Raw genomic sequence first — 22949 nt, 5'->3', positions numbered from 1 at the left:
ACTCAAACTAAAGAATAAAACTTGAATTACATATTTTAAAAAGAAAAAGGAAATTACAAAATGGCTAAGGGGCAATCTTTACAAGACCCATTTTTAAACGCTCTGCGTCGTGAGCGTGTACCCGTTTCGATCTACTTAGTAAACGGTATTAAGCTTCAGGGACAGGTTGAGTCTTTCGACCAATTCGTGATCTTGTTGAAAAACACAGTGAGTCAAATGGTGTACAAACATGCCATTTCGACAGTCGTTCCAGCCCGTCCATTTAATGTGACAAGTCATCAAGGCACCAATGCTTCTGATGAGGATGATACGGAATAAATAACTTAAAAAGGATACTGCTTCTTGTTTGATCGTTATGAAGCTGGAGAAACAGCTGTACTTGTTCATATCGAATTTTCTGACGAAGAACGTCGTGAAGATTTATTGGAGTTACAACTATTAGTTGAGTCTGCAGGTGCACGCTCGGTAGGAGTAATAACAGGCAATCGTCGTTCGCCAGACCGAAAGTTTTTCATCGGTTCAGGTAAGGCAGAAGAGTTAGCAGCCATGGTAGCTGCAACAGAAGCTAATGTAGTGATTTTCAATCATGCATTGAGCCCAGCTCAAGAGCGTAACCTCGAAGTGGTTTGCCAATGTCGAGTGTTAGATCGCACTACATTAATATTAGATATTTTTGCTCAACGTGCTCGAACTCACGAAGGTAAGATGCAGGTGGAGCTAGCGCAACTGCGCCACATGTCAACGCGCCTGATCCGAGGTTGGACTCACCTTGAGCGACAAAAAGGCGGTATCGGTATGCGCGGGCCTGGGGAAACTCAGCTTGAAACCGATAGACGTTTACTGCGAGGCCGCATTAAGAATATTAATAAACGCCTAGATAAAGTAGATAAACAACGTGAGCAAAGTCGCCGAGCTCGCAAACGTAGTGATATGGCTACCGTTGCATTAGTAGGTTATACCAATGCCGGTAAGTCGACATTGTTTAATTCGTTAACATTATCTGATGTTTATGCAGCAGATCAATTGTTTGCGACACTTGATCCAACACTACGTAAATTAGATTTACCAGATGGTTCAGTGATATTAGCTGATACCGTTGGATTTATTCGTCATTTACCCCATGACCTAGTGGCGGCTTTTAAAGCCACGCTACAGGAAACACGCCAGGCAGATTTACTATTACATATTGTGGATTGTGCTGATGAAAATATGACTGAAAATTTCGATCAGGTACAAAGCGTACTTGAGGAAATTGAAGCTGATGAAATCACACAATTAGTCATATGCAATAAGATCGATTTACTTGAAGACTTTGCTCCTCGTATAGATTATGACGATGAAGGCAAGCCTGAGCGCGTTTGGGTATCTGCACAAAAACAGATTGGATTTGATCTGCTTTTACAGGCTATTACCGAGTTGATCGGGACAGTGATTTATGAGCAGACTTTGAAAATACCAGCTTCTGCTGGACATTATCTTGGCCAGTTTTATCGACTGGATGCAATACAGCAGAAAGAGTATGACGATCTGGGGAACTGTATTTTATCTGTTCGCGTGTCGGAAGCCGATTGGCGCCGATTACTTAAACAGAGTCAGGGGGAATTAGAGACATTTATTTTTGAAGCTTCAGAAGTAGACGTTTCTTGTTAATCTCATTTATTTCATCCAATTATGGAGTGCTAAATGGCTTGGAATGAGCCCGGTAACAAGGGAAGTAAAGACCCTTGGGGAAATAAGGGTGGTAACGATAAAGGACCACCAGATCTAGACGAAGTATTTCGTAACTTATCAAAACGTTTTGGTGGCAAGGGCGGTAATAGCGCTCCAGGTCAGCCATTTAACTCATCTATATTGATTGTGTTTGCCTTGATTGCCCTGATTATTTGGGCATTGTCTGGTCTATACACAGTTAAAGAAGCTGAGCGTGGTGTATTACTCCGTTTTGGTCAACACATTGGTGAAGTGAGCTCAGGTTTACACTGGAAGGCAACCTTTATTGATGAAGTGACAACCGTTGATGTGGAAACGTTCCGTTCGGTTCCTGCATCGGGCAGTATGCTGACATCCGATGAAAACGTCGTGAAAGTTGAGCTTGTGGTTCAATATAGCGTGTCAGATGCATATGAATACTTGTTCAGTGCTGTTGATGCCAACGCCAGTTTGCGTGAAGCCACCGACAGCGCGCTGCGTTATGTCATTGGTCACAACCGAATGGATGACATTTTAACCACTGGGCGTGACGCAATTCGTCGTGATACCTGGAAAGAGTTAGAGCGCATTATTGAGCCTTATAAAATAGGTTTACAAATTCGTGACGTTAACTTTTTACCAGCACGTCCGCCTGAAGAAGTGAAAGATGCATTTGATGATGCCATTTCTGCGCAGGAAGATGAGCAACGCTTTATTCGTGAAGCAGAAGCTTATTCTCGTGAGATTGAGCCAAAAGCTCGTGGTCAAGTTGAACGTATGTCACAGCAAGCCAATGCTTACAAACAACGTGTTGTACTTGAAGCTGAAGGTAAAGTCGCTCGATTTGAGAAGTTATTACCTGAATATAAAGCATCACCAAGTGTAACTCGTACGCGTTTGTATTTAGACGCAATGCAAGAAGTGATGTCTGGTACCAACAAAGTATTAATTGATGCTAAAAACAACGGTAATCTAATGTATTTACCATTAGATAAGCTGATGAACAACAATAAAGCTGACGGTAAAGCCGCTGAGCCAGAAGTTGAGCGTCATATTAATTCAGTATCAGGTAGTGCCAATATCCCGATGACAAGTGTTCCTACAGATGGACGCTTATCTCGTGAAGAACGCACTCGTCAAGGGAGGGGATAACTCATGGGTAGATTAGGTTTAATTCTTCTTGTTGTTATCTTAGGTCTTGGTTTTTCATCTGTCATGGTTGTCAATGAAGGCGAGCGTGCGATAGTTTCTCGTTTTGGTAAAGTTGTTAAAGACAATATCGATGGCGAGGACGTTACGCGTGTCTTCATTCCAGGATTACACTTTAAGTGGCCTGTTATTGATAAACCTAGATACATGGATGCCCGCATTCAAACTCTAGATGGTGCTGCAGATCGTTTTGTGACTTCTGAAAAGAAAGATTTAATGGTTGATTCATACGTTAAATGGCGTATTAGTGATTTTGAAAAGTATTATCTTTCAACAAACGCAGGTATTAAAGCCAACGCGGAAAAGCTATTACAAGCAAAAATCAGTAACGACTTACGTACTGAGTTTGGTCGCCGTACAATTAAAGAAATTGTCTCTGGAAAGCGCGATGAACTGCAAATTGATGCGTTAACTAATGCTTCTGAAAGTGCTGCAAATTTGGGTATTGAAGTGGTTGATGTACGTGTTAAGCAAATTAACTTACCTGCAAACGTGAGTAATAGTATTTACCAACGTATGCGTGCTGAGCGTCAAGCCGTGGCAAAAGAGCATCGTGCTCAAGGTAAAGAGCAAGCTGAGATCATCCGTGCAACGACTGATGCTGGTGTGACAGTTAAAGTCGCAGGCGCTGAACGTAATGCATTAACCATTCGTGGTGAAGGTGATGCGTTAGCGGCTAAGATTTACGCTGATGCTTATAACAAAGATGCTGAGTTTTACGGCTTTTTACGTAGCTTAGAAGCTTACAAAGAAAGTTTTTCCGGTAATTCAGATATTATGGTGCTAGAACCTGAAAGTGATTTTTTCAAGTACATGAAGTCAATGGACGGAAAATAAAGCTAACTTGTTAGTTTGCGAGTAAAAGCCCGATGAATATCGGGCTTTTTTGTGTCCGAAGTGCGATAGGGTTATTGATCGTTTTATATAAAAATAATTATTTTTTTCATCCTACTACCTTTAACTAAATTAGTTAAACTTTGTTGATTATTTAGTTATTTAAACCAGTGTGTTAGCTAGTTTTTACCTTGTCTTTTTGACACAAAAAAAACATCTTCAAAGCAAAAAAAATAACATTTTTAAGCCAAAGAGGCTTAATCCGCAATTTAGTTGTGTGTTTTCTCTATGATCTGCTTCTAATTTTTCGCTATAATGAGCCCTGCCTCAAACTATGATAGTTTAACACTACCTTTTTTAGAGGTTAAACTATTGAAATATAAAAATTCCAACACCCTCTGGGAGATAAGTGGATGAGCAATGCGCCAGTCGATACCGGACGTCGCAGATTCCTGACAGCCGCAACCGCCGTAGTTGGTGGTGCAGGAGCCGTTGCTGTAGCGGTTCCTTTCATAAAGTCATGGAATCCGAGTGCCAAAGCGAAAGCTGCAGGTGCGCCGGTCGAAGTAAATATTAGTAAAGTAGAGCCAGGTCAGTTAATTCGTGTTGAATGGCGCGGAAAACCGGTTTGGGTAGTTCGTCGTACAGAAGCTGTACTAAATACTCTTCAAACTTTAGACAGCCAACTACGTGACCCAGCATCTGAAGAAATGCAGCAGCCAGAATATGCAACTAACCCTGCACGTTCTATCAAGCCTGAATTCTTTATTGCTGTTGGTATTTGTACCCATTTAGGATGTTCTCCAACTTATTTGCCTGATTCATTTGGTGAGCAGGTTGAGGGTGTTACATCAGGTTTCTTTTGTCCATGTCATGGTTCTAAGTTTGACATGGCTGGTCGCGTGTTTTCGGGTGTTCCTGCTCCATTGAACCTCGTAGTCCCGCCGCATAAATATATCGATGATGCCAACGTAATTATCGGTGAAGATACGGGAGCCGCGTAATGGTTAAGAACATTATTGATTGGATCGATGCACGTATCCCTATGACGGCAACTTATAACCGTCACGTGGGCCAGTATGCAACACCAAAGAACTTTAACTTTTGGTACTTTTTCGGTTCATTAGCGTTATTAGTCTTAGTTAACCAGTTGCTTACGGGTATTTGGTTAACGATGAATTACGTACCAACAGCCGAAGGTGCTTTTGCTTCAGTTGAATACATCATGCGTGATGTTGAGTACGGCTGGTTGTTACGTTACATGCACTCTACTGGTGCATCGGCGTTCTTCTTTGTTATCTATATGCACATGTTCCGCGGATTAATCTACGGTTCATATCAAAAACCAAGAGAGCTATTATGGCTGTTTGGTATGTTGATTTTCCTTGTGCTGATGGCTGAAGCTTTCATGGGTTACTTATTACCTTGGGGACAAATGTCTTACTGGGGTGCGCAGGTAATTATTTCATTGTTTGGTGCTATTCCCTTTATTGGTGATGACCTAACACTTTGGATCCGTGGTGATTATGTTATTTCGGGTGCAACACTAAACCGTTTCTTCGCGTTACACGTTATTGCGCTTCCACTTGTATTGGTTGTATTAGTGTTCTTACACTTAATAGCCTTGCATGAGGTCGGCTCAAATAACCCTGATGGCGTTGAAATTAAAAAGAACAAAGATGAGAACGGATGGCCTATTGATGGTATTCCATTCCACCCTTACTACACTGTAAAAGATATTATGGGTGTAGCAGGTTTCTTAATCGTGTTCTGTTATGTGTTGTTCTTCATGCCTGAAGGCGGCGGATACTTCCTTGAAAAGCCAAACTTTGAAGCGGCTAACCCAATGAAAACTCCTGCTCACATAGCACCTGTTTGGTACTTCACACCATTCTATGCAATTTTACGTGCAGTTCCTGATAAGCTATTGGGTGTTGTCGCTATGGGACTGTCTATTGCAGTATTATTTATTCTGCCTTGGATTGACCGTTGTAGAGTGAAGTCTATTCGCTACCGTAGCTTGATTCACAAGATCAACATTGCACAATTTACTGTGTCGTTCATTATATTAGGTTATTTAGGTGTGGTTCCTGCAACTCCTGAGTTAACTATTGCGGCACGTATATTCACTTTCACTTACTTTGGTTTCTTCGTAGCCCTGTGGGTCTATAGTAAGAATGAGAAAACAAAGCCAGTACCTACGAGGGTGACTCACTAATGAAAAAGTTATTAATAGCATTAGTTACATTGTTGCCATCGCTTGCTATGGCAGCAGGTGGACATGAAGTTGATTTAGAAAGTGCTAACGTTGACCTGCATGACAAAGCATCATTAGAGCGTGGTTTGGATTTATTCCAACATTATTGCTCTGGTTGTCACAGTACTCAGTACCAACGTTATGACCGTGTTGCTACCGATTTAGGTATTTCAACAGACGATATGCGTAACAAGTACATGTTCATCGATGCTAAAACGGGTGAATTAATGGAAAACGCCATTCCTACGGTTGATGCAGCTAAATGGTTTGGTGCAGCGCCACCAGACTTGACCTTAGTTGCTCGCGTACGTGGTGCCGATTGGGTTTATACTTACCTAAAAGGTTTCTACGCTGATGAAAGCCGTCCATTTGGTGTTAATAACACAGTATTTCCACTAGTCGGTATGCCGCATGTTTTACAAGAACTTCAAGGTCTTAGTGTAAAAGATGAACATGGTAATCTAGTGACTACAGGTGGTTCAATGTCTGCTGAAGAGTACGACCAAGCTGTACGTGACTTAACCGGTTTCCTAGTTTATTCGGGCGACCCTGTTAAGTTAGAGCGTGAAGCATTAGGTTGGTGGGTACTCGGATTCCTGTTTATTTTCTTCATCATTGCTTACTTGTTGAAGAAAGAATACTGGAAAGATGTGCACTAGCATCAAATAACGGGTAAAATGTATTATCCGCGTAATGTAAACGAGGGGCTTAGCCCCTCGTTTGTTTTGTTTTTTTAGATTTCTGGAGAGTATAAATGGCTGTAGCTGCCAACAAACGCTCTATCATGACACTGTTTTCAGGTGCCGATGATTTATATAGCCATCAAGTGCGTATCGTATTGGCTGAGAAAGGGGTTACCGTTGATGTTTTACAGGTAGACCCAAGTGAAATGCCAGAAGATTTACTTGAAGTAAATCCATATAACTCTGTGCCAACGTTAGTTGACCGCGAATTAGTGTTATATGAATCTCGTATCATCATGGAATATTTGGACGAGCGTTTCCCGCATCCACCACTTATGCCTGTTTACCCTGTATCACGTGGTCAAAGCCGCTTGATGATGCATCGTATCGATACCGATTGGTACGTACTTGTTGATCGTATTCGCAATGGTGATAAAGCTGATGCTGCTCGTAAAGAGTTAACTGAAAGTTTAGTTGCTTTGGCACCAGTATTTGCTGAAATGCCTTACTTCATGAACGAAGACTTTGGTTTAGCTGACTGTTATTTAGGCCCACTATTGTGGCGTCTGCCTGTATTAGGTATCAATTTAGATCCTCGTACTGCCAAAGAAATTAATGCTTATATGACCCGTATTTTTGAGCGTGAATCATTTAAAGCATCATTAACAGAGGCTGAGCGCGAAATGCGCATGGGTATGTAATGAAAAGCATTACTCCAAATCGTCCTTATTTATTGCGGGCTTATTATGAATGGTTGATGGATAACCACTTTACGCCGCATGTTGTGGTTGATGCATTTGTAAAAGATACTCAAGTACCTCAGCAATTTGTTAAAGATGGGCAAATTGTATTAAATATCGCCACAGGTGCTGTGGTTAATTTACAAATGAATAATGACGCAGTTGAATTCAGTGCCCGTTTTGGCGGCGTACCTCAGCAAGTTTACTTGCCTATGGCATCTATTATTGCTATCTACGCGCGTGAAAATGGTTCTGGTACCGTATTTGATATAGAAGATGCTTATATTATTGATGATGAAACTAAAGTGACATCACCAGGTTTAACTTCTGTTGATACTACGATAGATAAATCAGTACCAGAAAAAACTGATGAAAAACCTAAGCGTAAAAGCCACCTCACTGTTGTAAAATAACAACATAAGGTCTACTAAAAACCAGCCCTTTGGCTGGTTTTTTTAATGGTGTTATATCCACTCAGTTGGACAGTTACATGTTGCTAATGATAGATAATTACGATTCCTTTACCTTTAATTTAGTGCAATACTTTCAAGCACTAGGTGAAGATATTGTGGTTAAGCGAAATGACGAAATTACACTTGCTGATATAGAGAGTATATCACCGACGCACATTGTGATATCACCCGGCCCCTGTTCACCTAATGAGGCTGGAGTTTCACTCGATGTTGTTCGCCATTTTGCCGGCAAGTTACCTATTCTTGGTGTGTGTTTAGGCCATCAAGTTATTGCGCAGGTTTTCGGTGCTAATGTGGTACGCGCAAAACGGGTTATGCATGGAAAAACTAGTGCAATAAAGCATACGGGAAAAGGTTTATTTCAAGGGTTAAATCAGCCGTTAACCGTTGCTCGTTATCATTCATTACTTGTTGATGCATTGCCTGAAGGTTTTGTCCTTGATGCCTGGTTTGATGACCCCATTCATGGCTGTGAGATAATGGGCATGAGTCATCTTAATATGCCGCTTTACAGTGTTCAATTTCATCCTGAGGCAATATTGACCGAACAGGGTCATGAATTGTTGGCTAATTTTCTGCGCCAATGATGTAAAAGTAGCTTTATAATGTGATTTATAAAGTCATTCTGTTACAACTTTCCCCATAAATCTGCGCGAAATATCGTATACACTTGTGCTATAAAGTATCCCTAAAATAATAACATCATCATTATAGGGATAATTATGTCTGGTTTTGCGATCACTTCGCCTTTCATTCGTCGTTTTGCTTTTAGTGCGTTAACACTGGCACTTGTGAGTGGATGCAGTACTACAGCACAAGCTCCTGCTCAAATTAATACCCTGAACAATAACGTATCTGTTCAAGTAGCCTTAGAGCAGCCTCCAAAAGCCGAACAGCCATTAACGTTAAACCAAATCATGGCTAACCCAGATTGGATGGGCATTTTTGCCCAAGATGCTTATTGGTCAGACGATAGCCAGTCCGTTTATTATAAACGCCAAGCCCACCAAGCGCCTGTAGCAGATTATTACCTACAAGGTGTAGCTCAAAAAACGGCTAGTAAACTAAATTTAGATCAACTGCATTTAGCCGATCAAAAAAACGCGGTACTTAATTTAGCTGGCACTAAAAAAGCCTACCTTTACCAAGGCAACCTTTTTGTTAAAGATTTAACTGATGGTGAAATTAAGCAAGTGACTAAACAAAATGCTGCCATCAGCGGTGTGCGTTTTCTTTCTAATGGTGATTTAGCTTATTGGCAGGGAAATAATATTTTTCGTTTACATCAGTCATCAGGATTGATTGAACAGATCGCTAATATCCAAATGGCAAATGAGCCTAAACTAATCCAGGATCCAAGCTCTTATATTGCTAAGCAGCAACATCGTTTAATCGAATACGTTGCACTGCAGCATGATAACGCCAAAGCACAACAACAATACCAACAACAGTTAGCGGATGCCGATCCTAGCTTTGCTGCCAAGACCTGGTATTTAGGTGATTCTGAAGTGGTTTCTGATATCAGTTTGTCGGCTGATGGACGCTATGCCATTTTGGCCTTAACTGACAAAAATTATTCCTGGCGAGCCGAGCACGACATTATGCCCAATTATCTTGGGCAAGATGGCTATGTTGATCCTGTGCCAGCGAGATCTAGGGTTGCCGAAGATAAATTCCCTGGTCAACGTTTAGTATTATTAGATTTAAATGAGCATGTTAAAAAAGATATTACCATCGAAGGGCTAACGGGTTTTGATGAAGATGTGCTTGCTGACGTTAAACAAGAAAATGCAGTGGCTAAGGGTGAGAAATATGAAAGCAAAAAGTCACCACGTTTAATTCAATTAATGCAAGATTGGGAGTGGAGCCAAAGCGCGATCCAATGGCACCCAACAAAAAATAAACTGCTTGTTATGATTGAAGCCGTAGACAATAAAGATCGCTGGATAGCTTCAGTTGATTTAGATAAAGGATCCTTAACAACTGAGCATCGTTTACATGACGATGCATGGGTTAACTATAATTTTAATCAATATGGTTGGTTGCCTAACTCTGATAGCTTTTACTTTTTATCAGAAGAAACGGGTTATTCACATTTATATGTAAAAACAGTGGGCCAAAAAGCACGAGCACTGACTCAAGGTAAGTTTGTGGTTGATGATGTGACATTATCGCCAGACGCTAAGCATATTGTTTATCGGGCTAATGCCGATCATCCTGGTAGTTATAACGTTTACCGTGTAGAAATTGAATCGGGAAAAATTGAACAGCTGACTAACTGGTTTGGTACTTTATCGTATGTATTAAGTCCCGATGGACAATCGTTATTGCTCGATGCTTCGTCACTCATTAAACCTAACGAGTTGTACCTTCAGCCTATTGGTGGAAAACTTTCTCAATTAACCGATTACACAAGTGATGCGTTCAAAGCATATGCTTGGCAAGCCCCTAAAGTGGTCGCTGTGCCTTCTAATCATGGTGCGGGTGAAGTTTATGCCAGAGTGTATTTGCCTCAAGGGTTCGAGGCTCAGGGCGCAGAAAAATACCCAGCCGTAATTTTTAATCATGGTGCGGGTTACCTGCAAAATGCCCATTATGGCTTTTCAGGATACTTCCGAGAATTTATGTTCCACAATATGTTAGCGCAACAGGGCTATGTTGTGATGGACATGGATTTTCGCGGTTCGAAAGGTTATGGCCGCGACTGGCGCACAGCTGTTTACCGTAATATGGGTACCCCTGAAATTGAAGACTTAAAAGATGGTGTAACTTGGATGACAAATAACGCCAATGTTAATGCGGCTAAAGTCGGTACTTATGGCGGTTCATACGGTGGCTTCTTAACCTTTATGGCACTATTTAATGAACCAGAGTTATTTCAGGCAGGGGCTGCATTACGTCCTGTAACGGATTGGGCACATTATAATGCGCCGTATACCTCTAATATCCTCAATACACCGGATATCGACCCTATTGCCTATGAGCGTAGTTCGCCAATAGAACATGCTGATGGATTGCAAAAACCGTTATTGATTATGACAGGTGTATTGGATGATAACGTTTTCTTCCAAGATAGCGTGCGCTTGGTGCAACGTTTAATTGAACTTGAAAAACCGATGTTTGAAACGGCAATTTATCCAGTCGAACCGCACGGCTTTAAACAGCCATCAAGCTGGTTAGATGAATATCGTCGAATTTATAAACTATTTGAACAAGAGTTAAAGAAATAACCTTGGTTAATCAAATTAAGGCTTCCTTTAGGAAGCCTTAATTTTTATTATGTTACCTATGATTAATTACAGGGTTTATTTGAGTGACAGTATCGACAGCAGGTGGCGTTCGCCCTGGTAAATTGATTGAAATTGAACGGCGTCTATATCAACACCTTATTGTTGGCAAGCATACAGCGGCCGCCATGGAGGATGATGCTAACGAAAAACTGGAACAAGATGCCAATAAATTGGAAATCGAGCGTAAAGCTATTCAGCTTAGGTTAGATAAGCAGGCAGAAGCTAAAGCTATTTATAAGGCTATTTCTGCTCAACTTGTCGATACAGTGAATAATGCCGTCGAACATAAGCTAACCAACCTTGACAGCTTGTTAGCCAGCTCAGGTATACAAGATAGTCAAATTTTATTGCTCGATTTACTGCTAGAAAAAGATCCTAATATTAATCGTATCCGACCTATTATAGCTAGCCTTCCTTGGCTAACGAGGGATCTTGTTACCTTAATAAATAGTCCTGCATCCACACATAGACGTCCTAAAAACTCAGATGTACAGGTCACGGATATTAAATTGATATTGAATTATATCGGTTTAGAAAACTTACGTTTATTGATCCCCTATTTTTGTATCAGAAATTGGCTACCAAGTGGCCATGCCAATCTACTTTGGACAACCCGAAAGTTATGGCGATACAGCATGATTACCGCTATTGCAGCGCAAGCGTTAGCGATATTGCATAACCGTCCAACACATATCAGCTACACCTGTGCACTTTTGTATCAATTAGGCACCTCAGTTATTTTATCTAATAGCGCGCGCTTATTTGAAAAGTATTGGGGTACCTGGCTGAGAGAGGCTAGTGGTAGCCGCGATAAAGAAGTTTATGATGCTGTGATGGCGACAGAGTTTCCTGCACAGCAAGTTTTTAATCAAGTTATTGAACATGGGCATCACTTAAACTGGCAATTACTTGAACAGCTGGATTTTGAACAAAGTTCGATTACCAAAGTGTTAAAAGAGTTAGATCAAGATTATCATTTTAATGAGTTATCGATTGATGCATCTATCGTAGCCAAAGCAAGTTGCTTTGCTAAAATAATATTATTAGAGGAACATCAATTACTCGCGCCACAAGAGCGAAAAGTGATGCTTGATTATTATGAATTTAGTCAACAAGAAGTGATCCGTCTAAAAGCGCAAAACTACCGTAAGTTAGATCTCACTTAATTCGCTTCGTCTACCCAAGCGCAATGCATATAACAATGTTAATAGTGTGTAATTATGCACAATTGACCAATTGTGTCGTTAAAAGCAGTCAAATAACTTTTTTATGACTACTTATGCTGTAAAGCCCCTATTAAAGCGCTTCGTTTAGTCATTTTTATCAATCTTTATTCAGTTTTAGACGCGTCTTAACAGAAGTTAATTGTTGATAACTGGTATTTTGATCACATTTTCGTTAATAATAACTAATACTGTATACAAGCAGTCGTCGTTTCAAGACTATATAACAAAGAAAACGACGATATATAGCGGCTTTGCGGCCGTTTACACAAAATGAAGGATGAAATGGAATGACTGTTGAAATGAATCTTAACCGCGCCCAATTTGATGAAGTCATGGTGCCTAATTATGCGCCTGCAGCGGTAATTCCCGTTAAAGGTGAAGGTAGCCGTGTTTGGGATCAAAACGGTAATGAATTTATCGATTTTGCTGGTGGTATAGCCGTTAACTGTTTAGGACATTGTCATCCTGCATTAGTGTCAGCGTTAAAAGAGCAGGGCGAGAAACTGTGGCATTTATCGAACGTGATGACGAACGAACCAGCTTTAGCATTAGCGACAAAATTAGTTAACGCTACGTTTGCTGAACGTGTTTATTTTGCAAACTCTGGTGCAGAAGCAAACGAAGCAGCTTTAAAATTAGCACGTCGTTATGCTTTAGATAACCACGGGCCACAAAAAGATCAAATTATTGCCTTTGATAAAGCTTTCCATGGTCGTACTTTTTTCACCGTCACTGTTGGTGGTCAAGCGGCTTATTCAGATGGTTTTGGTCCTAAGCCACAAAGTATCACTCATGTACCATTCAATGATATTGCAGCATTAGAAGCCGTCGTTTCTGACAATACCTGCGCCATCATGCTTGAACCTTTACAAGGCGAGGGCGGTATTATCAATGGCGATCCTGAATTCTTAAAAGCGGTTCGCGCATTAGCTGATAGGCACGATGCATTGGTCATTTTTGATGAAGTGCAAACAGGTGTAGGTCGCACAGGCGAATTATTTGCTTATATGGGTACTGATATAGTGCCTGATATTTTAACCAGTGCTAAAGCATTAGGTGGCGGGTTCCCAATCGCAGCTATGCTAACAACCGCTAAAATTGCTGCACACCTTAAAATAGGTACCCACGGTTCAACATACGGTGGTAATCCATTGGCGTGTGCTATAGGTAATGCGGTAATGGATGTCGTTAATACCAAAGAAGTCTTAGACGGTGTCAAACATCGTGAACAATTATTCCGTGATGGTTTAGCGGTAATTAACGAAAAGTATCACGTATTTAGTGAAGTCCGTGGTAAAGGTATGTTGTTAGGTGCTGTGCTAAACGAAAAATATGAAGGCCGTAGCCGTGATTTCTTAGTCGCGTCAGTTGCAGAGGGGGTTATGACCCTTATGGCTGGTGCCAATGTGGTTCGTTTTGCTCCATCACTGGTTATCCCAGAAGCTGATATCGCTGAAGGTTTAGCGCGTTTTGAACGTGCTGTAGCCAAAGTGGTTGCAGGTTAATACAAAAGGAGTGCAGCTTGCTGCGCTCCTTTTGTTTGGGTAAGTGTTAGATAGAGGCGTTTACTTTAGTTGTTAACGCCTTATCCATCTTGCACCATGAGGAGATTTAGATGTTAATCATACGTCCGATCCGTGCCAACGATTATCAAGCGCTCTACGATATTGCTGTAGAGTCTGGACACGGATTTACGTCTTTACCAGTAAATGAAGAATTACTGCGTTCGAAGATTGCGAGGGCTGAATCATCTTTTTCCAAAGACGTTAAAAAGCCTTTCGATGAAAGCTATTTAATGGTCCTTGAGGACACAAGCACACAACAAGTTGTTGGTACCTGTGGTATTGAAGCCGCAGTGGGTATGGAAGATGCATTCTATCATTACCGATTAGGTACTGAGGTCTATCATTCACAACAAATTGCTGTGCGTAATGAAGTTGAAACCCTGACGTTATGCCACGATTATACTGGTGCAGCAGAATTATGTACTTTGTTTTTAAAGGATGCATACCGCAAAGGCAATAATGGTCGCATGCTATCGCGTTCACGATTTTTATTGTTGGCGCAGCATAAACACCGCTTCGGTGAGACTGTGATTGCTGAAATGCGTGGGGTCAGCGATGACAAAGGTGACTCGCCTTTTTATCAGTGGCTACAGAAGCATTTTCTTGGCATTGATTTTGTTGAAGCTGATTACTTATCAGGTTTAGGTAAAAAAGCCTTTATGGCCGAAATGATGCCGCGCAACCCAGTTTATGTGTGCTTACTGCCTAAAAAAGCCCAGAAAGTGATTGGTGAAGTACATCAAAACACCAAGCCAGCTTTGCGTTTACTGCAAGCTGAAGGCTTTAAGTTTAGGAACTATGTCGATATTTTTGATGGTGGCCCAACGGTTGAATGTGGATTAAACGATATTAAGTCGGTTAAACGCAGTCGTTTATTAACCGTTGAAATTGGCAAAGCGCATCATACCGACACCCAATTCATAATTTCAAATACTAAACTAGCAGATTATCGCGCAACCGCGGCAAAGCTAAAAGTATCTGATGAGCACGATAATGTTGTTCTATCACCAGAACTTGCCCAAGGGCTAATGGTGGAAGACGGTCAACAAATTCGCGTGCTTTCATTATAGGAATATACGATGACTCAATTTATTCAAGGTAAATGGTTAGCTGGCGAAGGCCATGATGTACAATCAATTAACCCAGCCAACGGCGAAGTTATTTGGCACGGTAAAACAGCCACTGCAGCTCAAGTAGACAGCGCGGTTGACGCCGCACGTGCTGCACAGTTTGATTGGTTTATGCTAGGCTATCAAGGCCGTTTAGCGATTGTTGAAGCTTACCGTGATCAGTTAGAAGCCCATAAAGCTGAAATGGCTGAAACTATTGCCCAAGAAACGGGTAAACCACAGTGGGAAACCGCGACAGAAGCAGCCGCTATGATTGGCAAAATTGGTTTGTCAGCTAAAGCCCATGACAAGCGCACTGGCACTGAGACCAATGATTTACCTGCAGGCCGTGCAGTATTACGTCATAAGCCTCACGGTGTTGTTGCTGTGTTTGGCCCGTATAACTTCCCAGGGCACTTACCCAATGGCCATATCGTACCAGCCTTATTAGCGGGTAATACGGTTGTTTTCAAGCCATCAGAGTTAACGCCTAAAGTCGCTGAGTTAATGCTAAAGTGCTGGGAAAAAGCAGGCTTACCACAAGGGATTATTAACCTGGTTCAAGGTGAAGTTGATACCGGTAAAGCACTTGCTTCTCACCCTCAAATTGATGGTTTATTCTTTACAGGTAGTTCACGAACTGGTCATATATTGCATCAACAATATGCCGGTCATCCAGGTAAAATATTAGCTTTAGAAATGGGCGGTAATAATCCGTTAATCATTAAAGGCGTTAGCGATACTAAAGCGGCAGTTCACGATATTATTCAATCAGCCTATATTTCATCAGGCCAGCGTTGTACTTGTGCTCGTCGTTTATATGTTGAAACAGGTGCTCAAGGCGATGCGTTAATTGCTGCACTTATCACTGCAGTGAAACGAATTAAAGTCGGTGCCTGGAATGCTCAGCCACAGCCATTTATGGGATCAATGATCTCTGAAACGGCAGCGCGTGGCATGATTGCTGCGCAAGCGACGTTGCAATCTTTAGGTGGCGTGTCCTTGATTGAACTGAAACAAGTTGAAGCAGGTACGGGCATTGTCTCTCCTGGTTTGATTGACGTATCGGCGATAGCCAAACTGCCAGATGATGAGTATTTTGGACCTTTACTGCAGTTAGTTCGCTACAGTGATTTTGATGAAGCAATTCGTCTTGCAAATGATACTCGTTATGGTTTGTCAGCTGGTTTATTAGCTGACAGCAGAGAAGATTACGATTACTTCTTAGCGCGTATTCGTGCAGGCATTGTTAACTGGAACAAACAAATTACTGGTGCCTCTGGTGCTGCACCGTTTGGTGGTGTTGGTGCTTCAGGTAATCATCGAGCTAGCGCATTTTATGCTGCAGACTACTGTGCTTACCCTGTCGCTTCAATGGAAGCTGATAGTGTCAGTTTTCCAGCGAGTTTAAGCCCTGGTTTATCGATTTAACTTTAGTCAGATTTTTAGACAAAGTTCCAGCGCGCTTTAAGCAAATACTTGAAGCGCAATTAGTGTGATTTAACAGATTCTTATTGCCCGACCTCAATTAAGATCTGCTTTTTAGAAGGATTTTACCATGCATACTGACGTCAATTCGTTATTTGCGGCTATCTGGCAAGACTATATAAAAATGACCCCATCAGCAGCCAAAATTCACCAATTGCTGAGTAAAGGTGCGCCGATCATTAATGATCATATCGCTCTGCGTACGTTTAACATTGCTAAAGTGAATCTTAGCGTGCTGGCCAAGCATTTTACCTCTATTGGTTATGTTGATTGCGGTGACTACAAGTTTGAGCAGAAAAAGCTGATAGCGAAGCATTTTGAACATCCAGATCCAAGCCAACCTAAAGTGTTTATTTCTGAATTGTTAGTGGAAGAGTTTAGCCCTGCGCTGCAACAAACCATTAAAGGCTTTATTGAGCAGATTGATGTTACTGCAACCGTTGCAGATAACTTCATCTATTCAGGCCGTCACTGGCAGCTTGATAAAGCCACTTATCAAGCATTACTGGCTGAAAGTGAATATGCGGCCTGGGTTGCTGCTATTGGTTATAGAGCAAACCATTTCACAGTATCAATAAATGATTTACCAGAGTTTGAGCGCATCGAAGATGTGAACCAAGCTTTGAAAGACGCAGGCTTTTTACTTAATGCTTCTGGTGGTGAAATCAAAGGCACACCTGAAGTGTTATTAGAGCAATCTTCTACCATGGCAGATAAAGTGGTTGTTAGCTTTACCGATGGTGATGCAGAAATTCCAAGTTGTTTTTATGAATTTGCCCGCCGTTATCCAATGGACAATGGTAAGCTATATACTGGATTTGTTGCGGCGTCTGCTGATAAGATTTTTGAAAGTACTAATGCGATGATGTAATCGATATCCGGTTTACTAAAAGCCTCACAGTGTGAGGCTTTTTTATGTCCAGCGTTTGTGCGCTTATTCGGTTTTAGATTGCAGGCTTATTGAGTGGAATAACGATGGATACCGCCAAGCCGCTTAAATGTTCACTGGCGTTAAATTGCAGCTGAAAGCCATACTGCTCGCAAATTTCCTTCACTATAGATAAACCTAAGCCATGGCCCATAACATCCTCGTCTAAGCGTTTTCCTCTGGCGGTTAACACAGCTAATTGATCTTGTTGTACGCCTGAACCGTCGTCTTCGACTGTGATAGTAATTGAATGATTGTGCTGTTTTTTTAATGATAATTGCACACAGGAATCTGTCCATTTAAATGCATTATCAAGTAAATTACCAAACAACTCCATTCCATCCTCACGGTGAATAGGAATACGTGATAACTGTTGCGGGTTATGAATATTTTCGATCACAGTTTTATGCCGATACACTTTTTTAAGGGTATTCAGTAGACTGATAAAATCTTTATCGACAGTCATTTGAGCGGCAGGAAGCATATCGCCGGTGACTCTTGCAGCAGCGAGCTTTCTTTCAATCATTTTTCTGATTTGATCTAACTGCTGTTGCATTGCTATTGCCGCATCTGGATCTGTTAATCCTAAGGCTTCTACTTGCTGCTGCATGATAGCTAAGGGGGTCTTTAACCCATGGCTTAAGTTGCCTAAGTTATTGCGGCTACGTTCAATCTGTTTGGCGGTATAGTCGAGTAGTTGGTTATAGGTTTCTGCTAAGGGTTTTATTTCTGAAGGTATATGTTGAGTGTCTAGGGCGCTTATTTCCCCTTGGCGTAATTTGGCTAACGACTGCTGTATCTTTTTTACCGGTTTAAAAGACTGACGTAGAATAATAAAAATACCCGCTATCATTGCCAATAGCATACCAATATTAATTGCCAGTTTAGTGCCAAAAACCTCACTAAATACCCGCCTACCTATGCTTAAATCCTGGGCCACGGTTAATGTGGCCGTATTAGGCGTGTCATCAGATCCAATGCCAATAGATAGCAACTGCATATCGTTATTTTTCGGGCCTTTTGCCTGCCAGACACGTTTTTGTGAATCGGCTAATGGCTCTATTTCTAACTCAACGTCCCACAGTGAGCGAGACCTAATCACCTGGTTTGGTAAATTAAGTTGGAAATAACGGCCTGAATAGGCTGGTTTGTAAAAACTAGACAGCTGCTGATGATCGATCTCTATTTGACCATCTTGTAATCGAGTGGCCAGAATAACGTGTTCAAGATCTTCCTCTAAGCGGTTAATAATAGAATCGTGAAATGCTTCTCTAAGCATAGATTCAAACAATATTAATCCAATAATCGTGCTTAATATGATTAACCCGGTTAACCATAGGCTGAGCTTAGAGCGAATTGAGATCATTGTTCGATTATGCCATGGAAGATATATCCCTGTCCTCGGCGTGTTTCAATCGCTGTTTTACCCAGCTTTTTGCGCAAGTGAGTCACATAGACCTCTACCACATTACTTTCTTTTTCATCGTCAAATTGATACAACTTATCGGTTAGCTGTGTTTTTGATAGTAATTTTTTGGGTGACATCAGAAATATTTTAAGCAGCCTGAATTCCATTGCTGTTAGTTCAAACTCTTGATCCGCCACAATCACTTTTTGCTCGTTTTCATCTAATGTAATACCTGCGTAGCAAAGCTGTTTTGAGGCAGTATTTGCTCGGCCATGGGCACGGTTTATCAGTGCTTGTATGCGAGCAAGTAATTCTTGAGTATGGAATGGCTTGCCAAGGTAATCGTCCGCACCAGCATTAAATCCTTCTACTTTCTCGTGCCACTGTGATCGTGCTGTGAGCATTATTACTGGTGTGACTATGCCTTTTTCACGCCAACTAGTGATAAGGTTTAACCCATTTCCATCGGGTAAACCAATATCGAGTATCACACAATCATATTGAGTTTCTTTGATAAGATAGTCAGCTTCAACCGCTTTATCTGTTACATCGGTAACATAGCCGGCTTGTTTAAGTTGCTTTTCTAATTCAGCCACTAAAAGTGGATTATCTTCAACGAGTAGCAGTTTCATGTTGCGTGCATTCACTAGGTAATTGAGTTAACGAATTTAGAGTACCACTTTGTGCATCAAATTGCAGATTTACAGTGTGGCCTTGTTTTAATTTTAGCTGTAAATTATACCGCCACTTATCTTTTTCTTGAAATAATTGTGCATCTACTAGCTGAACATCACAATATTGAGCTAGCCAGTTAAGGCATTCATCTAAAGAACGTATATGGCCTGCACTCACCAGTTTTTGAACATGATTATGGTCTGCCTCATACAAGGTTTGAGTATTATTGAAGTTAGCGTTTAATGTGCTAAGGCTGAATAAGCCAATAGTGATAAACATGGACATACTCTCTCCAAGGCATAAAAAAAGTGGTGTGCAGATAATCTGACACCACTTTAATAATCTTGGCTTAAATCAAGCTGAAGCTTATCTTAACGCGTACCGTAAACCACTATCGTTTTACCGTGTGCTTGAATTAGATTTTGCTCTTCAAGCATTTTCAAAATACGCCCAACGGTTTCACGTGAACAACCTACAATTTGACCAATCTCTTGACGAGTAATCTTAATTTGCATGCCATCAGGGTGAGTCATTGCATCTGGCAGTTTGGCAAGATGTAATAATGTTTGCGCAATACGACCAGCCACATCCAAGAAGGCTAGATCACCTACTTTTTGGCTAGTACTTTGTAAGCGCAACGCCATTTGTGCTGATAGTTTCATCAGAATTTCAGGGTTTACTTGAATCAATTGCTTGAATTTCTTGTAAGAGATTTCAGCAATTTCACATGCTTGTTTAGCACGGACCCATGCGGTACGTTCGGCTTGTTCTTCAAACAGACCTAGCTCGCCGATAAAGTCACCTTGGTTAAGATAAGAAAGGATCATTTCTTTGCCTTCTTCATCTTTAATCAATACGGCAACTGCACCTTTAACGATATAGTATAAAGTATCAGAATCTTCGCCAGCATGAATTAGCGTGCTTTTAGCTGGATATTTATGAATGTGACAATGTGACAGAAACCATTCCAAAGTTGGATCCGGTTTTGGCTTACCAATCAGAGCCATATTGATGTTCCTCGATTGATTGAAAAATAAGTAATCTCTAATTAAGTACTTTACGCTATTTAAATAGATAAAACTTTGATGGAGATCTAGTTTAACGACTCGGCATTTTATATTAACTTTTTACAATGTAGGTTTATTTGATCAAATTTGGGAGTTAAGTCAATAAAACTGCCAGATTCTAACCTAAGTCACAATTGTTTTTTAGCGCCGCTAAACTATTTAGTATGATTAACGTTTATTCATGAGTTGGAGTATCGTTAGTTGTGGTGAATATTCTATTATGGTTTATTGTAATGCCAACTTGAGTTGGTTTATGTTTATGATGTTATTGCTGTGGTTTATGAGGTGGATGTGAAGAAGTTATTCCAGATTAGTGTGGGCTGTATTATTTTTTGCTGTTTATTATTGTCTAAGGTACAGGCATTTTCACAGCCGCAAACTATGCAGTCGAACGAGCAATCAAGAGTGGTGCATATTCAATTAAAAGCCGCTCAAGGTGATGCAGATGCCCAATTTTTACTAGGACTGATGTATTTATCTGGACGATTTGTTGATAAAAATATTACAGAAGGTTTTATGTGGGTTGAGCTAGCGGCAAATCAACAGCATATTAAGGCGCAACAGACTATTGCTGATTTAGCGTTTGAAGGTAAATTAATTCCCCGTAATTTACTTAAAGCTGAAAAATGGTACTTAGACATGAGCCAGCAAGGTGATAAGTGGGCGCATTTTCGTTTAGGTTTTATTTATTCTGCTGGTGGTGATGGCGTAGAGCGCAATTGTGGTAAAGCGCTAACTCAGTTTGGTGCCGCCGGTGATGATGTTTCTTTAGGTAATATCGCCTGGATTTTGGCAACGTGTCCTGAGCCTGAATATCGTGATGGCTCAAAAGCGGTGAGTTTGTCACTTAAGCTGCTTGAAACTAATCAAGGCGACCCGACTATTTTGGATAACTTAGCGGCAGGTTATGCTGAATTAGGTGATTTTACTCAGGCCATTAGTGTGCAGAAAAAAGCCATTGATGCATTAAAGTTGTACCCTGAAATAGCTAAAAGTGATGAGTTTTTACAGCGTTTAAAAAGCTATCAAAATAATCAAGCCTACAGAGAAATTATCCCACTTATGGATTAATGTATATCCATAAGTTTGTAGATGCTAATGCTGGAAAAGATATGAATAAGAGGGGATATAATTAAGTTGAGTGTTACATTATAAAATTTTGAATCATAAACAGGCTTTGAGCGCTGACATACTCAAGATGCTAACAGATCGAGATGGGGGGAATTAACATCTGAGCATATCAACTATCGTTCTTTCGCCTGAAGTCCCGATAGTTGTAGCCTAATATATCTAGCTTAATGCAAACTTAAGTGTCTATTAATTCAGTATGTTTTGAGTTATTTACAGGAATGAGATGTTAAATTAATCTAACTTTTGTAACTCTAAGCGTTTATCCATCAAATCACGAATTAACGGTGTTAAAATTAGCTCCATCGCTAGAGACATTTTGCCACCAGGTACCACTAAAGTGTTGACCCTAGACATAAATGCGCCCTGTATCATGTTCAAGAAATAAGGGAAGTCGACATTATTCATACCGCGAAAGCGAATAACCACAAAGCTTTCATCTAAACTGGGAATATCTTTTGCGCTGAATGGATTAGAGGTATCAACCGTAGGTACACGTTGAAAGTTAATATGAGTACGAGAAAACTGTGGCGTCATGTGGTTGATGTAATCATCCATACTGCGCACGATTGACCCCATGACTTTTTCACGACTATGGCCACGGTCATTGGTATCGCGAATAATTTTTTGAATCCACTCTAGGTTAACAATAGGTACCATGCCGATCAGTAAGTCGACATGTTTAGCCACATCGGCATCATCAGTGACCACTCCGCCATGTAAACCTTCGTAATACAACATATCAGTTTTAGGGGGTAAGTCTCGCCACTGAGTAAATGTACCGGGCATTTGGTTAAAGGGCACTGCTTCATCAAATGTATGCAAATAGCTGCGGGTTTTACCCATACCTTTAGTGCCATAACTTTCGAAGCATTCTTCGAGTTTGATGAAGTTATTGGCTTCTGGGCCAAAATAACTGATGTTACGATTTTCAGCTTGAGATTTACGGATTAACACTTCCATCTCAGCACGGGTAAAATTATGAAAGCTGTCACCCTCTACAAAGGCGGCATTAATTCCCAATTGACGAAAAATATGGGTAAAAGCCGTTGTAGTCGTTGTTGTGCCGGCACCAGATGAGCCCGTCACAGCAATAATAGGATGTTTAGCTGACATTGTTCCTGCCTAGAAATTATCACGTTGAACATGGGGTAACAAAGCGAAATGCTTAGGCTTTGTA

22 protein-coding genes are annotated in these 22949 nt (G+C 40.9%); 17 read left to right on the top strand and 5 right to left on the bottom strand.

The genetic code is table 11. The features are described 5' to 3' along the window. Positions 1–60 precede the first annotated feature (60 nt). The 16 genes from hfq to ACRWQL_RS07235 all read left to right on the top strand — a co-directional run bounded on the left by hfq (position 61) and on the right by ACRWQL_RS07235 (position 17434). Positions 61–318 carry an RNA chaperone Hfq gene (gene hfq, locus ACRWQL_RS07310; RefSeq protein ID WP_434928256.1) on the top strand — a complete coding sequence of 86 codons (258 nt, stop codon included), beginning with the start codon at positions 61–63 and terminating at the stop codon, positions 316–318. Positions 319–342: 24 nt separating this feature from the next. Then, positions 343–1650 (top strand): ribosome rescue GTPase HflX, encoded by a 1308-nt coding sequence (hflX, locus tag ACRWQL_RS07305; RefSeq protein ID WP_434952911.1) that lies wholly within the window; start codon positions 343–345, stop codon positions 1648–1650. Between the two features lie 33 nt (positions 1651–1683). Beyond that, positions 1684–2841 (top strand): FtsH protease activity modulator HflK, encoded by a 1158-nt coding sequence (gene hflK, locus ACRWQL_RS07300; protein ID WP_434952910.1) that lies wholly within the window; start codon positions 1684–1686, stop codon positions 2839–2841. A gap of 3 nt (positions 2842–2844) precedes the next feature. Further along, complete coding sequence (gene hflC / locus ACRWQL_RS07295; protein WP_434928259.1) at positions 2845–3735, top strand: protease modulator HflC; 891 nt, start codon at positions 2845–2847, stop codon at positions 3733–3735. A 410-nt stretch (positions 3736–4145) separates the two neighbouring features. Then, complete coding sequence (petA, locus tag ACRWQL_RS07290) at positions 4146–4736, top strand: ubiquinol-cytochrome c reductase iron-sulfur subunit (protein ID WP_226411210.1); 591 nt, start codon at positions 4146–4148, stop codon at positions 4734–4736. Further along, the gene (locus tag ACRWQL_RS07285; protein ID WP_434952909.1) at positions 4736–5950 is read left to right on the top strand and encodes a cytochrome b; all 1215 of its coding nucleotides are present in this window, start codon (positions 4736–4738) and stop codon (positions 5948–5950) included. Before petA ends, ACRWQL_RS07285 begins: the two co-directional genes overlap by 1 nt. After that, positions 5950–6648: a cytochrome c1 gene (locus ACRWQL_RS07280; protein ID WP_434952908.1), complete on the top strand. Its 699-nt coding sequence runs from the start codon at positions 5950–5952 to the stop codon at positions 6646–6648. Before ACRWQL_RS07285 ends, ACRWQL_RS07280 begins: the two co-directional genes overlap by 1 nt. 95 nt (positions 6649–6743) lie before the next feature. Then, on the top strand, positions 6744–7373 hold the full coding sequence (sspA, locus tag ACRWQL_RS07275) for a stringent starvation protein SspA (RefSeq protein ID WP_226411205.1): 630 nt from the start codon (positions 6744–6746) through the stop codon (positions 7371–7373). Then, complete coding sequence (locus ACRWQL_RS07270; protein ID WP_434928262.1) at positions 7373–7825, top strand: ClpXP protease specificity-enhancing factor; 453 nt, start codon at positions 7373–7375, stop codon at positions 7823–7825. The genes sspA and ACRWQL_RS07270 overlap by 1 nt, the downstream gene beginning before the upstream one ends. A gap of 77 nt (positions 7826–7902) precedes the next feature. Further along, a complete protein-coding gene (locus ACRWQL_RS07265) occupies positions 7903–8472 on the top strand; it encodes an anthranilate synthase component II (RefSeq protein ID WP_434928263.1) in 570 nt (189 codons plus the stop codon). A gap of 135 nt (positions 8473–8607) precedes the next feature. Then, entirely contained in the window at positions 8608–11115 is a 2508-nt protein-coding gene (locus ACRWQL_RS07260) for a prolyl oligopeptidase family serine peptidase (RefSeq protein WP_434952907.1), read from the top strand. Positions 11116–11198: 83 nt separating this feature from the next. After that, the gene (locus ACRWQL_RS07255) at positions 11199–12341 is read left to right on the top strand and encodes an HDOD domain-containing protein (RefSeq protein ID WP_434952906.1); all 1143 of its coding nucleotides are present in this window, start codon (positions 11199–11201) and stop codon (positions 12339–12341) included. A gap of 347 nt (positions 12342–12688) precedes the next feature. Then, complete coding sequence (locus ACRWQL_RS07250) at positions 12689–13906, top strand: aspartate aminotransferase family protein (RefSeq protein ID WP_434952905.1); 1218 nt, start codon at positions 12689–12691, stop codon at positions 13904–13906. A gap of 110 nt (positions 13907–14016) precedes the next feature. Then, positions 14017–15036 (top strand): arginine N-succinyltransferase, encoded by a 1020-nt coding sequence (astA, locus tag ACRWQL_RS07245; protein ID WP_434952904.1) that lies wholly within the window; start codon positions 14017–14019, stop codon positions 15034–15036. Positions 15037–15045: 9 nt separating this feature from the next. Continuing rightward, complete coding sequence (gene astD / locus ACRWQL_RS07240) at positions 15046–16506, top strand: succinylglutamate-semialdehyde dehydrogenase (RefSeq protein ID WP_434952903.1); 1461 nt, start codon at positions 15046–15048, stop codon at positions 16504–16506. Positions 16507–16633: 127 nt separating this feature from the next. Then, positions 16634–17434, top strand: a complete 801-nt coding sequence (locus tag ACRWQL_RS07235; RefSeq protein WP_434952902.1) for a DUF1338 domain-containing protein — start codon at positions 16634–16636, stop codon at positions 17432–17434. A 73-nt stretch (positions 17435–17507) separates the two neighbouring features. Here the strand turns inward: ACRWQL_RS07235 and ACRWQL_RS07230 are convergent, their stop codons facing one another. From ACRWQL_RS07230 to crp, 4 genes are all read right to left on the bottom strand, one after another. After that, positions 17508–18857, bottom strand: coding sequence for an ATP-binding protein (locus ACRWQL_RS07230; protein ID WP_434952901.1), 1350 nt, complete (start codon positions 18855–18857; stop codon positions 17508–17510). Further along, positions 18854–19531: a response regulator gene (locus ACRWQL_RS07225; protein WP_434939958.1), complete on the bottom strand. Its 678-nt coding sequence runs from the start codon at positions 19529–19531 to the stop codon at positions 18854–18856. The genes ACRWQL_RS07230 and ACRWQL_RS07225 overlap by 4 nt, the downstream gene beginning before the upstream one ends. After that, positions 19512–19859: a PepSY domain-containing protein gene (locus ACRWQL_RS07220; RefSeq protein WP_226411183.1), complete on the bottom strand. Its 348-nt coding sequence runs from the start codon at positions 19857–19859 to the stop codon at positions 19512–19514. Before ACRWQL_RS07220 ends, ACRWQL_RS07225 begins: the two co-directional genes overlap by 20 nt. 86 nt (positions 19860–19945) lie before the next feature. After that, complete coding sequence (crp, locus tag ACRWQL_RS07215) at positions 19946–20581, bottom strand: cAMP-activated global transcriptional regulator CRP (RefSeq protein ID WP_226411181.1); 636 nt, start codon at positions 20579–20581, stop codon at positions 19946–19948. Positions 20582–21022: 441 nt separating this feature from the next. On the opposite strand from crp, the gene ACRWQL_RS07210 reads away from it, so the two are divergent. Beyond that, the gene (locus tag ACRWQL_RS07210) at positions 21023–21712 is read left to right on the top strand and encodes a sel1 repeat family protein (RefSeq protein ID WP_434928937.1); all 690 of its coding nucleotides are present in this window, start codon (positions 21023–21025) and stop codon (positions 21710–21712) included. 291 nt (positions 21713–22003) lie between these two features. Here the strand turns inward: ACRWQL_RS07210 and ACRWQL_RS07205 are convergent, their stop codons facing one another. After that, a complete protein-coding gene (locus ACRWQL_RS07205; protein ID WP_434928271.1) occupies positions 22004–22885 on the bottom strand; it encodes a phosphoribulokinase in 882 nt (293 codons plus the stop codon). Between the last annotated feature and the right edge of the window lie 64 nt (positions 22886–22949).

The organism is Shewanella sp. HL-SH4, assembly GCF_051164845.1.
Lineage (GTDB): Bacteria > Pseudomonadota > Gammaproteobacteria > Enterobacterales > Shewanellaceae > Shewanella > Shewanella glacialimarina.
The sequence above is the reverse complement of the archived record's forward strand: the minus strand, read 5'-3'. Positions and strand labels throughout refer to the sequence as shown.

Excerpts from the sequence above, each read along its gene's own strand:
- hfq (WP_434928256.1), top strand. The coding sequence starts at position 61 with ATGGCTAAGGGGCAATCTTTACAAGACCCATTTTTAAACGCTCTGCGT.
- hflK (WP_434952910.1), top strand. The coding sequence starts at position 1,684 with ATGGCTTGGAATGAGCCCGGTAACAAGGGAAGTAAAGACCCTTGGGGA.
- hflC (WP_434928259.1), top strand. The coding sequence starts at position 2,845 with ATGGGTAGATTAGGTTTAATTCTTCTTGTTGTTATCTTAGGTCTTGGT.
- petA (WP_226411210.1), top strand. The coding sequence starts at position 4,146 with ATGAGCAATGCGCCAGTCGATACCGGACGTCGCAGATTCCTGACAGCC.
- ACRWQL_RS07285 (WP_434952909.1), top strand. The coding sequence starts at position 4,736 with ATGGTTAAGAACATTATTGATTGGATCGATGCACGTATCCCTATGACG.
- ACRWQL_RS07280 (WP_434952908.1), top strand. The coding sequence starts at position 5,950 with ATGAAAAAGTTATTAATAGCATTAGTTACATTGTTGCCATCGCTTGCT.
- sspA (WP_226411205.1), top strand. The coding sequence starts at position 6,744 with ATGGCTGTAGCTGCCAACAAACGCTCTATCATGACACTGTTTTCAGGT.
- ACRWQL_RS07270 (WP_434928262.1), top strand. The coding sequence starts at position 7,373 with ATGAAAAGCATTACTCCAAATCGTCCTTATTTATTGCGGGCTTATTAT.
- ACRWQL_RS07265 (WP_434928263.1), top strand. The coding sequence starts at position 7,903 with ATGTTGCTAATGATAGATAATTACGATTCCTTTACCTTTAATTTAGTG.
- ACRWQL_RS07260 (WP_434952907.1), top strand. The coding sequence starts at position 8,608 with ATGTCTGGTTTTGCGATCACTTCGCCTTTCATTCGTCGTTTTGCTTTT.
- ACRWQL_RS07250 (WP_434952905.1), top strand. The coding sequence starts at position 12,689 with ATGACTGTTGAAATGAATCTTAACCGCGCCCAATTTGATGAAGTCATG.
- astA (WP_434952904.1), top strand. The coding sequence starts at position 14,017 with ATGTTAATCATACGTCCGATCCGTGCCAACGATTATCAAGCGCTCTAC.
- astD (WP_434952903.1), top strand. The coding sequence starts at position 15,046 with ATGACTCAATTTATTCAAGGTAAATGGTTAGCTGGCGAAGGCCATGAT.
- ACRWQL_RS07235 (WP_434952902.1), top strand. The coding sequence starts at position 16,634 with ATGCATACTGACGTCAATTCGTTATTTGCGGCTATCTGGCAAGACTAT.
- ACRWQL_RS07230 (WP_434952901.1), bottom strand. The coding sequence starts at position 18,857 with ATGATCTCAATTCGCTCTAAGCTCAGCCTATGGTTAACCGGGTTAATC.
- ACRWQL_RS07225 (WP_434939958.1), bottom strand. The coding sequence starts at position 19,531 with ATGAAACTGCTACTCGTTGAAGATAATCCACTTTTAGTGGCTGAATTA.
- ACRWQL_RS07220 (WP_226411183.1), bottom strand. The coding sequence starts at position 19,859 with ATGTCCATGTTTATCACTATTGGCTTATTCAGCCTTAGCACATTAAAC.
- crp (WP_226411181.1), bottom strand. The coding sequence starts at position 20,581 with ATGGCTCTGATTGGTAAGCCAAAACCGGATCCAACTTTGGAATGGTTT.
- ACRWQL_RS07210 (WP_434928937.1), top strand. The coding sequence starts at position 21,023 with ATGCAGTCGAACGAGCAATCAAGAGTGGTGCATATTCAATTAAAAGCC.
- ACRWQL_RS07205 (WP_434928271.1), bottom strand. The coding sequence starts at position 22,885 with ATGTCAGCTAAACATCCTATTATTGCTGTGACGGGCTCATCTGGTGCC.